This is a genomic window from Streptomyces sp. KLMMK, from assembly GCF_036961605.1.
Lineage (GTDB): Bacteria > Actinomycetota > Actinomycetes > Streptomycetales > Streptomycetaceae > Streptomyces > Streptomyces telluris.
The window spans coordinates 1-689 of the sequence record NZ_JBAMDC010000792.1 but is presented as its reverse complement, the minus strand read 5'-3'; the positions used below and the strand labels follow the sequence as shown (position 1 = coordinate 689).

The following is a 689-nucleotide window of genomic DNA, read 5'->3' as shown; positions in this document are numbered from 1 at the left end:
TAGCGCGGACATACGCGGTGTCCAACACGACGCGGGTGACATCCACGAGCCCGGCATCGTCGACCCGGTGCAGCACGGTCTCGTGCAGCCGGCCCCAGACACCGGCTCTGGACCAGATCACCGAACCGGCGGTGCACGGTCGACTTCGATATTCCGAAGAACGGCGGCAACGCCCCCCCCCGGGCGCGCTTTCACTTGGGATGAGGGCAGTCATCACACCGTGAGCCTCTTGGCTCCTGTCCAATGCGGGAGGCTGGTCTCGCGGTCACTGCCGACGGCAGTGTGCCTGCCCCTTCTCGTGCGCACGCAGTAAGACTCATGAGTTCGTTGCTGGGTTAGCTTTGACTTGCCAGATAGTCTCAGGCCCCCCCTGGATGCCTGTGGTGACGGAGATGTCAATCCACTCGGAAGCCCAGGATTGCATGGCAGGGAGTGCAACGTGCCCATTACTGTCCGTCTGAGCCCAGGCGAACCGACTCTCCTCGCCGTCGACGATGAAGCGGGCCGATGCCGTGATCGGTATCTCAAAGCGCACCGCAGCACCCTTCGCAGGGCCCTCGCTATTTTCGGCCCTCACCCGCGGTCGAAACGGCAAGCCGACCACCTTGAATGCATCTACTGTGACACTCTTCGGAATAGGATACTCGTAAATACTGAAAGACTGAGGAGTGTTGATCTTGCCCTGGCGA

General features: G+C 61.5%; 1 protein-coding gene and 1 pseudogene. Both read right to left on the bottom strand.

The window, feature by feature from the left end:
- A pseudogene (locus V7793_RS37985) lies at positions 1–173 on the bottom strand (IS5/IS1182 family transposase); the annotation flags it as partial.
- A 143-nt stretch (positions 174–316) separates the two neighbouring features.
- The coding region (locus V7793_RS37980; protein WP_336014319.1) for a hypothetical protein at positions 317–689 on the bottom strand (373 nt) is incomplete at its 5' end.